Origin of the sequence: Actinopolyspora biskrensis, from assembly GCF_013408175.1 — a bacterium.
GTDB classification, from domain to species: domain Bacteria; phylum Actinomycetota; class Actinomycetes; order Mycobacteriales; family Pseudonocardiaceae; genus Actinopolyspora; species Actinopolyspora biskrensis.
In genome coordinates this window covers 165,740-182,308 of record NZ_JACBYW010000005.1, presented here as the reverse complement: position 1 = coordinate 182,308, position 16,569 = coordinate 165,740, and the positions used below count along the sequence as shown (strand labels likewise).

Here is a 16,569-nt window from a genome sequence, read left to right as displayed (position 1 = left end):
GCCGGGGCCGTCCTCGCCGGGCACTCGTCCGAGAAGCCGCGGCGGCACCGGTGGGCAACGTGGGCGCTTCGGCGCGGCTTGCGCCGAAGCACCACGCCGGTCGTCGACCGCGGCGGGGAGACGGCAGTCAGAACAGGGCGTTCGCCAGGGACCGGCGCGCGTTGGCGACCCGCTGGTCCCCTTCGGGGAAGAGCCCGAACATCTCCAGCAGCTCCTCGCGAACACGGTCGCGATCGCCACCCGAAGTACGCCTGACCGCTTCGATCAGCCTGTTGAACGCGTCCTCGACCCGTTGCTGCGCCAGTTCGGCGTCCGCGGCGGCGAGCTGGGCGTCCACGTCGTCCGGGCTCCCCTCGGCACGTTCGACGGCCGCGGGATCGGCGTTCTCCGCCCTGGCCGTGAACCGGACCTGCGCCAGCGCCGCCTTGGCCTGCTCGTTGTCCGGCTCGGAATCCAGAATCCGCTGGTAGGCCTGTTCGGCGGCGGCGTACTCGCCCCGCTCCAAGGCCTCCTCCGCGGCGGTGAAGCGGGAGTCCTCCTGCTCGGCCTCCTCGCCGGTCGCCTCCTCGGCGGCGCGGATTCCCGGAAGCTGATCACGTTGCGCGTCGAGGATCGAGTTGATCCACTGCCTGATCTGCTCCTCGGGTTGCGCGCCTGCGAAGGCCTCGACGGGCTGGCCGCCCGCTATCGCGATCACCGTCGGGATGGACTGAGCTCCGAACAGCTGCGCGATGCGCTGGTTGGCGTCCACGTCGATCGTGGCGAGCACCCAGGTTCCCCCGCCCTCGCGGGCCAACTTCTCCAGCACCGGGGAGAGCTGCTTGCACGGCTGGCACCAACTCGCCCACAGGTCCACGACAACGGGGACCTGCATGGAACGGTCGACCACTTCGGCCTGGAAATTGGATTCGGTGACCTCGACGATCGCGGAGTCGCCGCCCTCCGAGCCCGCGCCGGAGCCTGTCGACCGCTGCGTCTCCGCGCTCGACTCGGCCCGGTTCTTCAGCGCCGAGAGGTCCACCGCCCCCGCCATCGAGGAGGAAGCCGCCGCGCTCTGCTGTGCATCAGGGTTTTGCCGTGGATCAGGCCTTGTCACACCACCATCGTGACACGTCGCGCACCCGTCGTCCCACTCCACCCCGATTCGGTTTCACCACCGTTGCCCGGTCAACGGAAAAGCTGTTCACGCAACGCGCAGCAGAAACCGGATACCCACACGATCAAGGGAAAACTGATCACCCGTCCAGGTGGCTTTGCCGGAATTCCCCTCATCTTCAGCGGGTGTGGCGCCGAATTCCTCCAGCGAGTCCGCGGTGCGGAGAGCACGCGTTCAGCGCTCTGACCGCCACTCAGTAGGGACTCGATCGGGAAAACTCCCTACCCGCAAGTACGACGAGAGGTACCAATAGTGCGTATTGCAACCCGTGTTGCCGGTGCAGCCGGTGTCGCCGCCATGGGCATGATGACCCTGGGGCCGGCCGCGTTCGCCGACACCGCCGACAACGACGGCATCAACGCGGTCGACGACAACAACATCAGCGCCGTGCCGATCCAGGCCTGCGGAAACGACATCGGCGCCGCTATCGGTGTGATCGTGGAGCTCCTGTCGCCGGAGTCCTCCAAGTGCGTCAACGCGCCGGTCGTCGACCACCCGATGGCCAAGTGAGCTAACCGGCGAGTCTTCCCGTGAGGCGGTGCCGGGGACCTCTCGACACCGCCTCCGAGGGACGGTCACCGCCGAGGCAGCACTCGGACGGCCTCTCCGGGAGAAGGGGGATCATTCCTCATCGAGCTGCTGCTCGACCCGCTCCACCTTCTCCCGGAGCTGGTTCGTGTGTCCCGGGCGGATATCCGCCTTGATGACGAGACTCGTACGCGGTGCCCGCGCTGACACGGCGTCGGTCGCGCGCCGGACCACGTCCATCACTTCCTCCCACTCTCCTTCGATCGTGGTGAACATGGCGTTCGTCTCGTGCGGCAGCCCGGACTCACGGACGATCCGCACGGCCTCGGCGACAGCGGCGCTGACGCTGTCCGAGTCCCCCGCTCCCGAGGGCGCCACGCTGAACGCGACCAACATCTCCACATCTCCTGACTACGGGTCGCTCACCCGTCGTGACTTCGTAACCTGCGCCACGGGAACCTATCGACGTTCCGGCACGGAGGCATTCCGTACGCGCCGCCCCGACAACCTCGAACTCCCCGTGTCGCCCGTTCGTGCAAGTGCCCGCTGCTAGCGTCGAATGCCATGAGCCCCCGTCAACCGCTGCCCTTCGATCCCATAGCCCGCGCGGCCGAGATCTGGTCCCAACGCGTCGGCCCGTCCTCGACGATGGCCGCGGTAACCAGCATCATGCGAGTCCAACAGATTCTGCAGTCGGAGGTCGACGCGGCGCTCCGACCGCACAACCTGACGTTCGCCCGCTACGAGGCCCTCGTCCTGCTGACCTTCTCCCGCCAGGGCAGCCTCCCGATGCGCGTCATGGGCGACCGGCTGCAACTGCACCCGACCAGTGTCACAAACATCGTCGACCGGCTGGAGGCCGACGAACTCGTCCGTCGGATCCCGCATCCGACCGACCGGCGCACCACGCTCGTGGAAGTCACCGACAGCGGACGCGAACTGACGGACGAGGCCACCGAATCGGTGACCGCCGTGGACTTCGGACTCTCCGGGATAACCGAACGACAGACACGGCAGCTCACCGAACTTCTGGGCAAGGTACGGCAATCCGCGGGTGATTTCTGAACGCGCCTCCGCGCGTGGAAGTCCTCCGTTCAGGTTGACCAGGTGCTCACTTGGCGGAACCTCTCGCGGCGGCGCCGACTGCCGGGGTTGCGCGTTTCGGCGCTGCCGCGCCGAAGAAAGCCCTCGAACCAACCAAAACTCGACTGGAAAGCACCACCGAGAACTTCCGGCAGAAGGCTTCGTTCGGCTCGGGGGCTTCAGCCCACGCGGAGCGTGGGTCCCCGGTGCGTGAGTCGGATGCATCGCGGGGCGGCAGAGCACGTGGCGTAGGCCGCTACTCGAGGTACCCTCCGACGCTCCCGAGGCTCCGACTCACGCGACGGCTAACCGAGCACCCACGCAAAGCACCGCTGCGGGGTCTAGTTCAAAGCGCGCAGAGCCCCGACCAGACGGGACCACGAGGTCGGCCCCATTTCCTCGGGCGTCCTCAGAACTCCGCGCCGCAGAGCCCAGCGCTCGAACACCACCGACGCGAAGGGCGGGATCGAGGCCACCAGCGCGAGAACCAGAACACGGAAACTCCACCGCAGCGGCCCGTACACGATCAGGCTCACCAGCACGTAGGCGGTGAAGACCAGACCGTGCACCCACCCCATGACGGTCACGGCCTCGGGGTACCCGAACCCGTACTTGAAGACCATCGCGATGAGCAGTCCCGCCCACGAGATCGCTTCGGCGATCGCGGTCAGCCGGAACCAACCGACACAAGTCCTGAACACGGGATCACCGTATCTCGTGACGCGCGGCACTCTCCGAGCGGCGTGCCCCGGGAAGCGCCGCGCGGTCCCGCCGGACCGCTGGCCACTGTCGGGGATTTCTCGTTCAATGGCGGTATGAACCGCTGGGTGCTGCACCTGGACATGGACGCCTTCTACGCGTCCGTGGAACAGTTCACCCGTCCCACGCTTCGCGGACGTCCCCTGCTCGTCGGCGGGACCGGGCCGCGCGGCACCGTGGCCGGGGTGAGCTATCCGGCACGGGAGCACGGGGTGCACTCGGCCATGCCGATGTGGGAAGCCCGGCGGCGGTGCCGGACGGCCGTGGTACTTCCACCCCGGTTCCGGCTTTACCGGACGGTGAGCGGCCGGGCCTTCACCATCGTCCGCGAAGTCGCGGGGCGGTTCGAGCAGGTTTCGATCGACGAGGCCTTCCTGGAGCCCTGCGAACTCGCCGGAGCGAGTCGGCGGACGGTGGCGGAGTTCGCGGAGAACCTCAGAACCAGGGTGCGCGAGGAGGTCGGGGTGAACGCCTCCATAGGCGCGGGCTCGGGAAAGCAGCTCGCCAAGATCGCCTCGGGAATGGCCAAGCCGGACGGTTCGATGATCGTTCCCGCCGAGGAGGAGGGGGGACTGCTCGCCGGGCTCCCGGTGCGGAAACTCTGGGGCATAGGCCCGATCGGAGAATCGAAGCTGCACCGCATAGGGGTGCACACGATCGGGGAGCTGGCCGCGCTCAAACTCGGTGACGTGACCGCGCTGCTCGGTCAGGCCCACGGTACCGAACTGCACCGGTTGGCCCACGGCATCGACGAACGTCCGGTGACCGAGCGGGCCGAGGCCAAACAGGTCGGCGCCGAGACGACCTTCGACACCGATCGGACCGACCACGGTGAGCTGGCGGAGGAGATAGCCGAGATGGCGGAAGCGGCGCACCGCAGGTTGATCGCCTCCGAGCGAGCCGCCAGAACGGTCACGCTGAAGGTCCGGGACGCCGATTTCAGCACGATCAGCCGTTCCGAGACCTTCGCTTCGGCGACGGCCGACCGCGAGGAGCTGGCCGCGGCCGCCAGGAGACTGACCTCCGTCGCGGTGCGCCCCGGTGTCCCGGTCCGGCTGGTCGGGGTCTCCTACTCCGGACTGGCCACGGCGGAGCAGGCGGCGCTGTTCCCCACCCCCGAGGAGACAACCGGCCGGAGCGACGGCGCTGTGACAGCGCCCGCGCCGAATCCGGCGGCACCGTCACCCACCCCGCGGGAGCCCCCTCGGGAGGCCTTGACCCAGGGGGACGATGTTCACCACCCGGCCTGGGGGCACGGCTGGGTGCAGGGCTGCGGTCACGGCAGGGTGACGGTGCGGTTCGAGACCGCCCGCACCGGCCCGGGACGGGTGTGGACCTTTCCCTCCGGGACCCCCGAGCTGACCTCCGCGGACCCGCTGGACAGTCTCGGTGAGCACACCCCCAGGCTGCTCGAGTTCGAGGAGAACGCGGAGCCGCCGGGTCGCTCCCCCCGCGGAACACCTCTCGACCAGGGGACGCCGACGGAGTGATTCGCCGCCCGCGCCGAACGAGCCGTCGGAGCGCCGTGCCCGGGAACTCGCCCACCGGCACGAGCCGCCGAGTGGGCGCCGGGGGGTTCACCGGTGTTTTCCGGTCGAGTCGCTGGTCGACTCGGTGCCTTCTTCCGGCGCAGGCAGCGCCGGAGCGCACCACCGAGCGGTCGGCACCGCCGCGGGTTCTTCCGTGGTGCTCCCGCCAGGAAGCCCCGACGTCGTGCAGGTGGCTTACCCGGTGCCGGGGCACTCGCTCACGAGACCGCGAGAGGTTCGACCCGGTGACCACCTGCGACGGGGGGAGCGCGGAAAGGCCCTGTCAGGTTTGCGGAACCGGGAGCCGACGCCGGTACTGACCGACCCAGGCCCGGGGCGCCGCGGCCTGCACCCCTTTCTCCAGCTGTTTGGGCAGCCTGCTCAGCGCGGGAAGGTGGAACCGGTAGCGCACCCCGGGCAGCCCCTGCATGGGAGGAGACTCCTCCACCCTCCAGCGCTCCAGTTCGGGGTGCCGCTCGGGAAAGGCCGGATCAGCCGGGAACAGTTCCAGCGCACGCCGCCGCTCCGGGTGCACGAGCCTGCGGTTCTCTACGGGGCGCAACGAACCGACACCGGCAGCGGTGATCTCCTCCCACGGCACCGCGAAGACCTCTCCGTTCGTGCGGGGGTACAACCCCCTGCTGTCCAGCAGGAATCCCCGCCCGCTCAACGACCCCCTGGCAGCGGCGATGAACCAGACGAAGCACACCCCGAACACGATCTGCCAGAACCACAGCCAGAAACCGCTCCCCGATCCCGCGAGGGCTGCCGCGCACAACACGGTCAGGAACCCGCTGATGCCCCCGCCGACGAGGAGGTTGCGAAAGGCCGCCGCGCTGACGTCGATGTCACGGGCGTTGGCCCCGAGCAGCGGAGCGTCCCTCGTCTGCGGGCCGGGACGCTGCTCGTTCATCGGTTCCGCGCGCGTCGCGGACGGGTCCTTCCCGCGGTCGTTCCTCCTCGTCCGCGGCGGTTCCGCGTTGTTTCCCGGAGGAACGTTGCGGCGCTCGACCACGGTCTCCTGCTGCGCGAGAGTACGGTACGGGGCCGTACTTCCCTCCGTGTTCCCACGATCGGCGCGTTGCCATCCACCGGGTAGCCACTTCATGGGGACAGAATATCCCCGCTGTGCGTGACCGAACCGTACGGTGAGAGCGATTTCCGGGGCGTACGGAACGAAAATGGGGGAAACCCCCAGGGGTCGGCCGGTCCGCCCTCGCGAGGACGACCCGCCCGACCACCCGAGCGGTCACTCCACGAAGAATCCTCACTTCTTCTCGTCGCGGGGAACGTGCAGCAGCAGCGCGTCCCCCTGGCCGCCACCGCCGCACAGCGCGGCGGCGCCGTCCCCACCACCACGGCGGTTCAGCTCGAGAACGAGATGCAGCGCCAAGCGGGCACCGGACATCCCGATCGGGTGTCCCAGCGCGATCGCCCCGCCGTTGACGTTGACCCTTCCCTCGTCCAGACCGAGCGCGCGGGTCGAAGCGATGCCGACGGCGGCGAAGGCCTCGTTTATCTCCACCAGGTCCAGTTCGGAGGCTTCCCGTCCGGAACGCGCGCACGCCCTCCTGATCGCGTTGGACGGTTGCTCGTGCAGACTCGCGTCCGGACCGGCCACGACACCGTGCTTGCCGATCTCGGCGAGCCAGCTCAGCCCCAACTGCTCGGCCCGCGACTTGCGCATCACGACGACGGCGGCGGCCCCGTCCGAGATCTGCGATGCGGTTCCGGCCGTGATCGTTCCCTCCGCGTCGAAGGCGGGGCGCAACTTGCCCAGCCCTTCCGCCGTGGTGTCCGCGCGGATCCCCTCGTCCGCGTCGACCAGCAGCGCCTCCCCCTTGCGCCGGGGGACGGTGACCGGTTCGATCTCCTCGGTGAACGCTCCGCGGTCCGCCGCGGCTCCGGCCCGCTGGTGCGAGCGGGCGGCGAACTCGTCCTGCTCTTCGCGGGTCAATCCGTAGTGGTGGTTGTACTTCTCGGTGGAAGCCCCCATGGCCATCTGGTCGAAAGCGCAGAACAGCCCGTCGTTGGCCATGTGGTCGAGCATCCGCACATCGCCGTACTTGAAGCCCTCGCGCGACTTGCCGAGCAGATGCGGGGCCTGCGTCATGGATTCCTGACCACCGGCCACGACGACGTCGAACTCGCCGGCCCTGATCTGCTGATCGGCGAGCGCTACGGCGTCCAGCCCGGAAAGGCAGACCTTGTTCACCGTCAGAGCCGGGACGTCCATCCCGATGCCCGCCTCCACGGCCGCCTGCCGCGCGGGGATCTGGCCCGCACCCGCCGTGAGCACCTGCCCCATGATCGTGTAATCGACCTGGCCCGGCTCCACTCCCGCCCTGCGCAGGGCCGCCTTGATGGCCACCCCACCGAGCTGTGCCCCGGAGAAATCCTTCAGAGAGCCGAGCAGCCGCCCCATGGGCGTGCGGGCCCCGGCCACGATCACGGAACTTTCCACGACTGCCTCCCTTGCGAACGCGCTGGGTGTGACGAGGGCGCCACCCCGGACGGCCACCATGATGACCCGTCCCGATCGCCGGGACCATACCCGCGAGGAGCACCCCGCCGAGTTGTGATCCGCCGCACAGCGGAACACGAGTTCCGCGGTGCGGCGCCCCGGCGTTAGGCTTCTCCTCATGCGGGAGGAACTCGGCGGGCTGGTAAGCGCCATCGACCACGTGGGCATCGCCGTTGCCGACCTCGACGAAGCGGTGGAGTTCCACAGGAGAACCTTCGGGCTGGTGCCCACGCACCAGGAGGTCAACGAGGACCAGGGGGTGCGCGAGGCGATGCTCTCCGCCCCGGGCGAAGGCCCGGAGGCCACACGGGTCCAACTGCTCGCCCCCGCGCGCGAGGACTCGACCATAACCAAGTTCCTGGACCGGAACGGTCCCGGTCTGCAACAGCTGGCCTTCCGGGTGACCGACATCGAGGCCGCGTGCGACCGCCTCCGGGAACGGGGAGCACGGCTGCTGTTCGAGACGCCTCGCCGGGGGACGGCCGACAGCAGGGTGAACTTCGTCCACCCGAAGGACGCGGGAGGAGTCCTGGTCGAACTGGTCCAACCCGCGGAGTAGAGCTGCTCTTGAGGGGCGGCGGCGCCGGTTTCGGGTGGTCGCTTGGCGGACCCTCTCGCGGGCTCTCACCGCGGGCGCCCCGACACCGGGGAACGGCGCCCGTGGCGTGGGTGGCTACTCGATGGGGGCGCTCCCGCAGCCGGGCTCCGATCGAGGTTCCGCCATCCGCACCGCCGCACGAACCGAGCCGCCGAACCCTGAACCGTCGACCCTTACTGCTCCTCGGCAGTCCTGCCCGCGCCCAGCGCACGGGCGATCAGCCGGATCTCGCGGTCCAGCTCCACGCCGGTGGCGCGCAGTCGGGCCGTCGAGTGGTCGTGGTTGATCGCCCTGGCGAGCAGCACCGAGGCGGTGTCGATGTCCCCGGGGGAACCTCCGGGCAGGGCGCCCTCGATCACGCGTCGCGTCTGTTCCACGATCAGCTGGAAACGCTGTGTCAGCGCGCTGCGGACCGCCTCGTGCGTGTCCGCCTCGCGCCAGAGCAGGTGGCTGAGCGGGAGCGAGGAACGCAGCCTGCGGTCAAGCTCACCGACCAGGGCACGCAAACTGCCGATCAGGTCACCGCGCACCACCACCTCCTCGCAGCGGACCCGCTGCTCCGGGAGTCGCTCGACCAGAGCGACCAGGATGTCCTCCTTGCGCTTGAAGTAGTAGTGGATCAGCCCCTTGGGCACCCGGGCGTTCTCCGCTATCCGCGAGGTCGGGGTGGCGTCGTAACCGTATTCGGCGAACAGCTCGCCCGCCGCCTCCAGGATGCGTTCCCTGGCCAACCCCGCGCTCGAGTCCCCCCGGTCCCGCGCGGGCTCGGTTTCGGCTTCGGTCGTCATGATCACGCCCTCCCGTGGCCTCCACGTCGCCGGAATCCTCGCACCGCTCCCGTCGGCGAGGCCGACGGGCACCGGAGGAGGTCCGGGGCGACCGGATCGGGCCGCCCCGGAGACTCGATCCCGCCCGGTGAAGCCTACCGGTGAGTGGAATCACACTCGATGACGACATCCGCGTCCCGGACGGCGCGGACCACGCTTCTCGGGACTACCGGAGAGCCGTTCAATGCTGCCGCGCCATGCCGGAACGATGCGCGGAGCTCGCCTCCGGCAGGGCGGCGATCCCGACGACCACGGCGAGCACGCCGACCACCCAGGTGGTCCAGGCGGCTCCGACGGAAGCCGTGTACCCGAGGACCCACGGGGAGACCACCAGCAGGATGCCGAGCACCACGTGCGCGTACTCGCTGGTGATCGACCCCGGAATCGCCAGCGACCACACGCCGGAGATCCCGAGCAGGGCACCGAGCACGATCATGGCCGTCAGGGCCGCGGGTCCCGTGGTCGTCCACAGTGTCGCGAGGATCAGGTAGACACCGAGTACGACGGCACCCCAGTCCTGCCAGCGTGTCCACGGGCGCACGCTCGACTCACCCGAACCACGGGCCATGTCGATCACCTCCGTTTTTTCGTTTTCGTCCCCTCTCGACCGAGAATGCTCCTTGGTTGGCCAGCCGGTCAATACCTGGGTCGGGCACGCTCCCACTGTGATCTCCGCACGTGTTTCGGGATTCGATCGCGCACCGGACAACATCGTCGGAGCTTCGGAGGTAGCGTTGTGCCATGGGTCTTGCCGACGATCGTGATCTGCTACCGCTGGGATCGGGCTTCGACATCGTCCGGAAGGGCGGTTACGACAGAGCTCAGGTCGACGAGCATCTGGAACGCGTCGACGCGGATCTGCGCCTGGTCACATCGGACCGCGATGCCGCCGTCTCCCAGGCGGGAGAGTTGTCCAAGCAGCTCGAATCCGCTCGTTCCGAGATCGAGAGCCTGCGCGCGCAGGTCGAACGTCTGGGTCAGCCGCCGACCACGATGGAGGGGCTCAGCGAGCGACTGCAACGCATGCTGCGGCTGGCCCAGGACGAAGCGGGCGAGATCCGCACCAAGGCGGAGGACGACGCCGCCGAAACGCGCAGACAGGCCGAGCAGGAAGCGAGCAACCTGCGCAGCCACTACGAGAAGCTGATCGCCGAGCTGGACTCGCGGCGCAAGGAGATGGAGGCCGAGCACAGCTCGGTGCTGGAGAGCGCCAGGGCGGAGGCCGAGCGGATCACCACCGAGGCGGAGGAGAACCGCAAACGCGCCGACGAGGAGTCCGAGGCCAGGCGGGCCCAGATCGAGGAGGACTTCGAGATAGCCATGGCGGCCCGGCGCAGCGAGTCCATGCGCACCCTGGCCGACCAGGAGGCCAACAGCAAGGCCGAGGCCGAACGACGCGTCTCGGAGGCCACGGAGGAGGCCGACCGCAGGCTGCGCGAGGGCACCAACGAGGCGTACCGGCGCGTCCAGGAAGCCACCGACGAGGCCGAACGGCTCACCCGCGAGAGCACCGAGGCCGCGGAGAAGCGCGAGCTGGAGAGCAAGCAGGAGGCCGAACGGCTGGTCACCGAGGCCCGCGAGAAAGCACGGACGACGGTCTCCGAGGCCACGGAGGAAGCCACCCGGTTGCTCGAGGAGGCCACCTCCGAGAGCGAACGGCTGCGCGGTGAGGCCCGTGCCGACGCCGAACGGCGCATCGCGGCGACGACCGCCGAATGCGAGCGGCGGTTGGCCAAGGTCGACGAACAGGTCAACACGCTCACCGAGCTGCGGGACAACGTCGCGGCGAAGCTCCGGGACGCCGCCGAGATGATGGGGCAGACCACCCCCATCCTGGAGCGGCTCACCGACGACGACGAGGAGGAGCGCGGACTCCGCGATTCCGCTGCCGAGGCACGCGAACAAGCCCTGCGGCAGGTGGAAACGGCTCTGGACTCCCCGGAGACCGGAACGGAGACCGGCGCCGCGAGCACGGACGCCTCCGGAGCTGACCACGCCGGACGAGAGGACACCGAACGACGGGACTCCGCGGGGGACGACTCCGGGAGCGGCGTGGCCGGCGACGCCGCGGGCAGCACGGAAACGCTCCGGTTCGACCCCGGCAAGAGCGAGACCGCCCCCGCGGACGGCGGCTCCCCGGACGGCTCGGACACGCCGGAGCGGCCGGAGCCGGAGGGGGCCGGGAGTTCGACCCCCTCGGCCGCGGAAGTGGACCCGGCGACGAAGAAGATCGACCTGTCCCAGCTCCCCCGCTCGGAGGAGCTGGAGAGCGACGAAACGGACCCGCCCACCCGGAAGATCACCGTGCCCACCGGGGAGAACACCGCCGCTTCACCGGCGGGACCCGGACAGCCCGATCCGGAGCAGCAGGTACGGCAGACCTGAGGGCCCGGGCCGTGCCCCGGTCCTTCAGCCCGTTTCGGCCAGCCACTCCCGGAGTTCGCCCGCGAAGCCGGCCGGTGTCTCCAGCGGAGCGAGGTGTCCCGCCCCGGGCAGGCTCACCAGCCGACCGTTCGGCAACGACACGGCCATGTCCCGTACGGGCTCCGACGGGGTAAGACCGTCCTCCGCGCCGCGCAGCACCAGGGCCGGTCCCGCGTAGTCGCGCAGCACGTCGAAGCTGTCGCGCCGCGCGGCCATGGCTCGCTGCGCCCAGGCGACTCCGTCCGGGGGCTGCTCCTCGATCAGCCCCCGGGCCTCGTCAACCACGTCCGTGCGCTGCCGCAGGGTCGTCTCACCGAGCAGCCCGGAAAGGTTGTTCTCGGCCAGCCACCCGGCCGTCCCCTCGCTCTCCGCGCGCTCGGCGGTCCGCAGCCGGTTCTCCCGTTGCTGCGCACCGTCGGCATCGGCCCTGGTGCTGGTGAGGACGAGTCCCGCGACCCTTTCCGGCGCCTTGCGCAGCACGGACATGGCGACGTACCCGCCCATGGAGCACCCGCCCAGCCGGACCCGCGGGAGTTCCAACCGGTCGAGAAGGGCGAGCAGGTCGTCGGCCACCAGCTCGAGACTCGGAGCGGCGGAACCGTCCAGCGGGCTGCGCCCCAGTCCGCGCTGGTCCGGCGTGATGACCCTGCAGTGCTCCTCGAGCTCGGCCCGAACACCTCGCCACATCCGCGCGTCCACCGGGAAGGCGTGCAGCAGCACCAGCGGCGGTCCGGTTCCCGATTCGATGTAGTGCACGTCCCCATGGTGCCGCAGAAGATCACGCTCCGCGCGGTGCGTTGATCAGTCACGGTGGAGCACGTCCGCAGACACGGTCCCCGGCGAAGCAATATCATCGCCCCGGATGGGCATCCCCGCACGAATATCCACAGAAAGACTGCTCCTGCGTCCGGTCGAGCTCACTGACGAGCCCGCCATGCTCGCTGTCCACACCGACCCCGCGACCAACCGCCATCGACCCGAGGGCACTCCGCACGGCGGTCGGGTAAGTTCCGATTTGCGGAAATGGGTCGAGCAGTGGGCCGAGTACGGGATCGGCTACTGGGCGATCGAGACTCGCTCCGACTCGGAGCTGATCGGGTTCGGCGGCCTGCGCCGTGCCGAGTGGTCCGGAGAATCGGTGCTCAACCTCTACTACCGGCTCCGCCCGAGCGCGTGGAACAGGGGATACGCGTCGGAGATGGTCGGCGCGGCAGTGAACCACGCGAACACCCACCTGGCCGGAACACCGGTACTGATCCGGACACGTCCGGACAACCTCGCGGCACGTCGCGTGGCCGAGAAGCTCGGGTTCGAGTTCCGCTCCGAACACGGCCACGGGAGACACAGGGAGTGGGTCTACCGCCTGCCCACGAACAAAGGTCCCGCTCGGAGTGCGTAGCGCTCTCATGCGGGCTCCGGAAGCACACCGGGCCGAACCGATCCGCCCGCCTCCTCAGGAGTCCACGATGGTGACCTGGTGCGTCCGCGTCTCGCCCTCCCAGTGCCGTGGGAGCGGCGTCGGGACCTCGGGAGCCACCGTCCGCACGACGGCGTCGAGTGCCTGCTCGGCCTTGCCCACCCACAGGTGCTTGGTGTCCGGGAAACCGGTCACCTCGGCCTGGGTCAGCGGGGCGAACGCGCGCTCGGCCGCCTCGGGACGCAGGTAGTCGTCGAACTCCGGGACGAGGGCGTGCACCGGTTTGCCCGACTCGGCCCAGGCGCGCAGGTGGTCCTCGGTGCTCCAGCGCAACGGGGGCGAGATGAGCACGGCCCCCCGAACCAGCGGATCGAGACCGTGCACCAGCGTGAGGTCGGTCCCGAAGGACCACCCGAGCAACCACACTTCCGGGAGGTCGTGGAACTCCGCGTACTCCAGCGCGGCCGCCACGTCGAAACGTTCCGAATCACCGTTGTCGAAGGAGCCCTCGCTGCGCCCGGCCTCGCTCGCCGTCCCCCTGGTGTTGAAGCGCAGCACCGCCAGATCGGCCAGCGCGGGCAAGCGCCAGGCGGCTTTGCGGAACAGGTGGGAGTCCATCATCCCACCGTGGGTGGGAAGCGGGTGCAGGCAGACGAGGGTAGCTCGCGGGGCGTTGTGCTCGGGAAGGGCGAGCTCCCCCACCAGCCTCAGCCCGTCCGCGGTGTGCAGGGTGACGTCCTCCCGACGGCCGGGCAGCACGGTGTTCGCGCGAATTTCGGTGCTCATCGTCGCGATCCTGCCACGGACGAGTGAGCCAGCGTCCCCGCGCCCTCTCGGGAGTAGCGCAGGACACGGTGGAATTCACCTCGGGCCGAGTCCCCGGCCGCTCCGCTTGCGGCCGTGCCAGCAGCCGGTGTGCCAGTGCCGCCGGTCCTGTACCGTGCCGTAGTCCTCGGCGGGCCAAGCCACCACGTGACCGACCCCGGGTCGGATCTCGTGGTCGCAGCCGGGGCATCTGTACATCTTCTGCGCCTGCGCGGCTGGAACGGTTCGTACGATCCAGTCACCGTCCGGTGCTGTTTCGGTACGCGCGAAACCGAAGCCGGAGCCGAGCGGACGGGGAGCCGCTGACTCCGGCTTGCCTGGACGCTTGGGGCGGTTTCGACGAGGCACGCCGCCAACGTTAACCGCACCCCTACTCCCCGGAAAGCATCTCCCCGCCCGCCACGCGGGGCGGTCACCGCTCCGGCAGGCGCGGCCAGACGTGCTCGGCCAGCCCGCGGGCGAACTCGCACGCCCGCAGACCGTCGGCTTCGGGAAGGAAGACCACCAGCATCGCCACTTCCACGTCCCCCGAGCGCGGGGAGCCGAAGGGGATGTGAGCGGTCTCCGCCGAGCAGAGCCCCACTTTCGGGTCGTCGCCGACGATGTCCACCACGGTTCTCCTGCCCGCGGTGCGCTCGGTCACTGACGTGGCGTCCCGGCTGCGCGGTGGCTCGCCCGCCGTGTGGGTCAACTCGACGCTGGGCACCCGGATGTCCTCCCCGCCCCAGCTGCACTTGTGCCGCGAGGGGGTCTCCCGGGGGTCGGCCCGCTCCAGGCCGGGGACCCGGCGCACGGTCTCCGTGGACAGCAGTTCACACGGATCGGCACGGGCCAGCGATCCCTCCGGGAAGCTCCGGTGCTCCACCTCCCGCTCCCGGATGGTTTCCGCGGCCTCGCGCGCCCCGGCCTCGGCGAGCGAGCACAGCCCCACCGAGGTCTCCCCGGACAGCGAGTCCGCGTCGACGCTCATCGCGACCCCGTCGGAGAAGAGGATCCGCCACGTGCAGTGCTCGGGCACCGGGGGTTCGCGAACCAGACGCAGTCCGCCACTCCGCCGCACGGGGTTGTCCGAGGTCAGTTGTTCGGGATCCACGTAACGCAGCCGTCCGACAGCCAGCTGGACCAGCTGATCCGGCTCCGGACGCACGTGCAGCAGGCAGTATCCGAGCGAGACCGTACCGGCGCGCTCGGCCGCGCCGAACCGCTCCAACCGCTCCGGGCTCACGAGGCCGCACGGATCAACGGTGCGCGGGTTCCCGAGCACCTCGCTGGACAACGCGCCCTTCCGATCGCCGGAGTCCGGGGTGCCCGGAGGGGAGGCCACGCACCCGGCGAGCCCCGTCAGCAAGACGAGCAGTACCGCGACCCCGGAGAGTGAGCAGCGCGACGGCACGATGATCAGCCTACCTCCGGGACCGCGCACCTCTCCTCCGCGCACGACGGCGCGGAGGAGAATTCCTCCGATCGCCTCACTCGTCGAAGTCGCGTTCGACCAGCTCGGTGATCCGCCGCAACGCGGTTTCGGCGTCCGGTCCCGTGGCCCGCAAACCGATCCGATCCCCCTTGCGCGCCCCGAGCCCCATCACGCCGAGCACGCTGCGCGCGTCGGTCGTGCTCTCACCGAAGGAGACGGTCACGGCGGCGTCGAGCCCGGTCAGCGAACGCGCGAGCAACGCTGCGGGCCTGGCGTGCAGCCCCACCTCGTTCTCCAGGGTCAATTCGCTTTCCGCTCTGGTCGCCACGGAGGCGCCTTCCGCGGCGGAGGTCGCCGCGGCCTCCTCGGACTCCTCCGCCCCGCCCGCGCCCGCGGCCTGTTCGGCCGCTCTGGCCACGGCCTCGAGATCGTCCCCGTTCTGGGCCGCGACAGCGGCCGCGACCGCCCCCTCGGCCAGCGGGGCGTCGACCACCACTGCCGTGTTGGGCTCAGCCAGGGACTCCACGGCCAGTTCCGCCGTCATCCGGGCGCTGCCCAGGTCGTAGAGCAGCACGACACCGGACCCCGTCTCCGCGGCGGCCAGCGCTGCGGAGGTGGCCTCGAAGTCCGTTCCCACACCCCCGCTCGGGGTTCCCCCGGCCGCGTTGACCCGGACTTCCGGAGCCATCTGCCCGACGAGCTCGACGACCCCGTCGGACAGCGGACCGCTGTGGGAAACGATCACCAAACCGACTCGCATCACTCGGCTCCCGTCACATCGGCGAAGGCGTTCAACAACAGGACCACGGAACGCGCCCCCGGATCCAGGTGCCCCGCACTGCGGTCGCCCAGGTACGAGGCCCTGCCCTTCTTGGCGATCAACGAAACGGTCGTTCGCGCGCCGGTCTCCGCCGCCTCCGCCGCCGCGCGCAGCACCGCCGACGGGCCGGAGCCGGCGGTCGTGCTCGCGGCCTCGGCGGCTTCCGCCGCGGGCGCCAGCGCGTCGACCATCGTCTTGTCCTCGCGCTCGGCCTTCCCGCGTGCGGTGACCCCGTCCAGGGCCGCACGCAGCGCGGCGGCCACCGTGGGGCCGTCCAGGGTCTCGGCGTCCCCCACGGCCGTGGAGGCGCGGAGGAAGGCCGTGCCGAACAGCGGCCCGGCTGCCCCGCCGACGGAGGAGATCAGGCTGGTCGCCACCGACTTCAGCGCCGCCGCCGGGCTCTCCGGCACGGTGAGCTCGAGCTGGTTCCGGACGGCGAGGAACCCCCGTTCCATGTTCTCCCCGTGATCGCCGTCCCCGATCGCCCTGTCCAGTTCCACCAGTTCGTCGCGGTGCTCGGAGACCGAGTTCGCCGCGCTGCGCATCGCCTCTACTACGTGCTGCGTCGTACAAGACATGTGGTCTTTACCAATCTTTCGAAGGCCTTCCGGCACGATCCACTGTGGCTGTGGTCCCCGTCGGCGCAGAGCCCGGACTCCCACCGG

At 70.0% G+C, this 16,569-nt stretch carries 19 protein-coding genes; 6 read left to right on the top strand and 13 right to left on the bottom strand.

Translation table 11 applies throughout. The features are described 5' to 3' along the window. Positions 1 to 127: 127 nt before the first annotated feature. Entirely contained in the window at positions 128 to 1,096 is a 969-nt protein-coding gene (locus FHR84_RS14285) for a tetratricopeptide repeat protein (protein ID WP_425489912.1), read from the bottom strand. Positions 1,097 to 1,408: 312 nt separating this feature from the next. Here FHR84_RS14285 and FHR84_RS14280 point away from each other — a divergent pair, with 312 nt between their 5' ends. Further along, positions 1,409 to 1,666: a hypothetical protein gene (locus FHR84_RS14280; protein WP_343075280.1), complete on the top strand. Its 258-nt coding sequence runs from the start codon at positions 1,409 to 1,411 to the stop codon at positions 1,664 to 1,666. Between the two features lie 111 nt (positions 1,667 to 1,777). Here FHR84_RS14280 and FHR84_RS14275 read toward each other — a convergent pair whose 3' ends face one another. Next, positions 1,778 to 2,080, bottom strand: a complete 303-nt coding sequence (locus FHR84_RS14275; RefSeq protein WP_179536017.1) for an MTH1187 family thiamine-binding protein — start codon at positions 2,078 to 2,080, stop codon at positions 1,778 to 1,780. 168 nt (positions 2,081 to 2,248) lie between these two features. On the opposite strand from FHR84_RS14275, the gene FHR84_RS14270 reads away from it, so the two are divergent. Continuing rightward, positions 2,249 to 2,749: a MarR family winged helix-turn-helix transcriptional regulator gene (locus FHR84_RS14270; RefSeq protein ID WP_179536016.1), complete on the top strand. Its 501-nt coding sequence runs from the start codon at positions 2,249 to 2,251 to the stop codon at positions 2,747 to 2,749. A gap of 359 nt (positions 2,750 to 3,108) precedes the next feature. Here FHR84_RS14270 and FHR84_RS14265 read toward each other — a convergent pair whose 3' ends face one another. Then, positions 3,109 to 3,468 carry a DUF3817 domain-containing protein gene (locus FHR84_RS14265; RefSeq protein ID WP_179536015.1) on the bottom strand — a complete coding sequence of 120 codons (360 nt, stop codon included), beginning with the start codon at positions 3,466 to 3,468 and terminating at the stop codon, positions 3,109 to 3,111. A gap of 114 nt (positions 3,469 to 3,582) precedes the next feature. Here FHR84_RS14265 and FHR84_RS14260 point away from each other — a divergent pair, with 114 nt between their 5' ends. After that, positions 3,583 to 5,016, top strand: a complete 1,434-nt coding sequence (locus tag FHR84_RS14260) for a DNA polymerase IV (protein ID WP_179536014.1) — start codon at positions 3,583 to 3,585, stop codon at positions 5,014 to 5,016. A 322-nt stretch (positions 5,017 to 5,338) separates the two neighbouring features. Here FHR84_RS14260 and FHR84_RS14255 read toward each other — a convergent pair whose 3' ends face one another. Both FHR84_RS14255 and FHR84_RS14250 read right to left on the bottom strand, forming a co-directional pair. Beyond that, on the bottom strand, positions 5,339 to 6,163 hold the full coding sequence (locus FHR84_RS14255) for a hypothetical protein (RefSeq protein ID WP_179536013.1): 825 nt from the start codon (positions 6,161 to 6,163) through the stop codon (positions 5,339 to 5,341). A gap of 159 nt (positions 6,164 to 6,322) precedes the next feature. After that, entirely contained in the window at positions 6,323 to 7,519 is a 1,197-nt protein-coding gene (locus tag FHR84_RS14250; RefSeq protein ID WP_179536012.1) for an acetyl-CoA C-acyltransferase, read from the bottom strand. A 178-nt stretch (positions 7,520 to 7,697) separates the two neighbouring features. Here FHR84_RS14250 and mce point away from each other — a divergent pair, with 178 nt between their 5' ends. After that, positions 7,698 to 8,138 (top strand): methylmalonyl-CoA epimerase, encoded by a 441-nt coding sequence (gene mce, locus FHR84_RS14245; protein ID WP_179536011.1) that lies wholly within the window; start codon positions 7,698 to 7,700, stop codon positions 8,136 to 8,138. Positions 8,139 to 8,350: 212 nt separating this feature from the next. Here mce and FHR84_RS14240 read toward each other — a convergent pair whose 3' ends face one another. Together FHR84_RS14240 and FHR84_RS14235 are read right to left on the bottom strand one after the other, a co-directional pair. Continuing rightward, on the bottom strand, positions 8,351 to 8,965 hold the full coding sequence (locus tag FHR84_RS14240; protein WP_179536010.1) for a TetR/AcrR family transcriptional regulator: 615 nt from the start codon (positions 8,963 to 8,965) through the stop codon (positions 8,351 to 8,353). Between the two features lie 220 nt (positions 8,966 to 9,185). Next, positions 9,186 to 9,572, bottom strand: a complete 387-nt coding sequence (locus FHR84_RS14235; RefSeq protein WP_179536009.1) for an SPW repeat domain-containing protein — start codon at positions 9,570 to 9,572, stop codon at positions 9,186 to 9,188. A gap of 173 nt (positions 9,573 to 9,745) precedes the next feature. On the opposite strand from FHR84_RS14235, the gene FHR84_RS14230 reads away from it, so the two are divergent. Beyond that, positions 9,746 to 11,389: a coiled-coil domain-containing protein gene (locus FHR84_RS14230; RefSeq protein WP_179536008.1), complete on the top strand. Its 1,644-nt coding sequence runs from the start codon at positions 9,746 to 9,748 to the stop codon at positions 11,387 to 11,389. 24 nt (positions 11,390 to 11,413) lie between these two features. Here the strand turns inward: FHR84_RS14230 and FHR84_RS14225 are convergent, their stop codons facing one another. Beyond that, complete coding sequence (locus tag FHR84_RS14225; RefSeq protein ID WP_179536007.1) at positions 11,414 to 12,184, bottom strand: alpha/beta fold hydrolase; 771 nt, start codon at positions 12,182 to 12,184, stop codon at positions 11,414 to 11,416. Between the two features lie 106 nt (positions 12,185 to 12,290). Between FHR84_RS14225 and FHR84_RS14220 the strand changes: the two genes are divergently transcribed. Then, the gene (locus tag FHR84_RS14220; RefSeq protein WP_179536006.1) at positions 12,291 to 12,827 is read left to right on the top strand and encodes a GNAT family N-acetyltransferase; all 537 of its coding nucleotides are present in this window, start codon (positions 12,291 to 12,293) and stop codon (positions 12,825 to 12,827) included. Between the two features lie 54 nt (positions 12,828 to 12,881). Here the strand turns inward: FHR84_RS14220 and FHR84_RS14215 are convergent, their stop codons facing one another. The 5 genes from FHR84_RS14215 to dhaL all read right to left on the bottom strand — a co-directional run bounded on the left by FHR84_RS14215 (position 12,882) and on the right by dhaL (position 16,482). Continuing rightward, entirely contained in the window at positions 12,882 to 13,631 is a 750-nt protein-coding gene (locus tag FHR84_RS14215) for an alpha/beta hydrolase (protein ID WP_179536005.1), read from the bottom strand. Positions 13,632 to 13,706: 75 nt separating this feature from the next. Beyond that, positions 13,707 to 14,018 carry a hypothetical protein gene (locus tag FHR84_RS23305; protein WP_343075279.1) on the bottom strand — a complete coding sequence of 104 codons (312 nt, stop codon included), beginning with the start codon at positions 14,016 to 14,018 and terminating at the stop codon, positions 13,707 to 13,709. Between the two features lie 64 nt (positions 14,019 to 14,082). Beyond that, entirely contained in the window at positions 14,083 to 15,093 is a 1,011-nt protein-coding gene (locus tag FHR84_RS14210) for a DUF3558 domain-containing protein (RefSeq protein ID WP_343075278.1), read from the bottom strand. Between the two features lie 46 nt (positions 15,094 to 15,139). Beyond that, the gene (dhaM, locus tag FHR84_RS14205; protein ID WP_179536003.1) at positions 15,140 to 15,844 is read right to left on the bottom strand and encodes a dihydroxyacetone kinase phosphoryl donor subunit DhaM; all 705 of its coding nucleotides are present in this window, start codon (positions 15,842 to 15,844) and stop codon (positions 15,140 to 15,142) included. Next, positions 15,844 to 16,482 (bottom strand): dihydroxyacetone kinase subunit DhaL, encoded by a 639-nt coding sequence (dhaL, locus tag FHR84_RS14200; RefSeq protein WP_179536002.1) that lies wholly within the window; start codon positions 16,480 to 16,482, stop codon positions 15,844 to 15,846. Before dhaL ends, dhaM begins: the two co-directional genes overlap by 1 nt. Between the last annotated feature and the right edge of the window lie 87 nt (positions 16,483 to 16,569).